1 protein-coding gene is annotated in these 784 nt (G+C 48.6%); it reads left to right on the top strand.

What is annotated here, in order from left to right; all coding sequences use genetic code 11:
• Nucleotides 1–332 precede the first annotated feature (332 nt).
• On the top strand, nucleotides 333–784 hold a 452-nt coding region (locus tag LZG71_RS30370), incomplete at its 3' end, for an antirestriction protein ArdA (protein WP_233827040.1).

Raw genomic sequence — 784 nt, 5'->3', positions numbered from 1 at the left:
TGTCGGTTGATTTGTGCCAAAAACCCGTGCCTGCCTGCCAGTAAAAAACCGGTAGCAGACAGGCGTTGCTATGCAGGGATAGATCCAGAGTCTTCTATGACTGAAGACCTACACAGCCACAGGTCAATTCGAAAGTTACAGAATTCATCCTGACGGTAGCAAGTCTTCACTTTGTCGGCACCGCATTTAGCCTCGCTATATCCTGCCGCGCCTTAAAAGCGATGCCGGACTTGCAACCAGGGGGCTTATGCCCCGTCAGTTTCTTCTGTGCACGGCCAGCGAATGCCCAGGGCAGGTGCCGGGCGCTATTGATCTTTTTAATCGTAAAGCTTATGAAAGCTACAGTTGAATTTCGCATTTATGTTGGTACTTACGCCAAGTACAACAAAGGTTCAATCTTCGGATCATGGTTGGATTTGTCAGATTATGCAGACTCCGAAGAGTTTCTGGAAGCCTGTTTACAACTGCATCAGGATGAGTCAGATCACCAGGGACAGGGCCCCGAGCTCATGTTTCAGGATTGGGAAGGCATTCCACAGTTTCTGATCAGTGAAAGCACTCTGAGTCCACTATGCTTTCAGTATCTGGATATAGTCTCGGATATGAACCAGCAGCGTGCCGAGGCCTTTGAGATTTACTGCGCACAAATCACCGGATGGTCAGGTCAGAACGATCTGGATGAGCAGCTGCAAAATTTCGATGAATGCTACCAGGGGTATTTTGCAGGATCGATGACGGACCCTGAACTGGAGTATGCATATGAATATGTCGATCAGACAGGACT

This window comes from Dyadobacter sp. CY312 (genome assembly GCF_021390535.1).
In the GTDB taxonomy this organism is placed as follows: domain Bacteria; phylum Bacteroidota; class Bacteroidia; order Cytophagales; family Spirosomataceae; genus Dyadobacter.
The sequence above is the reverse complement of the archived record's forward strand: the minus strand, read 5'-3'. Positions and strand labels throughout refer to the sequence as shown.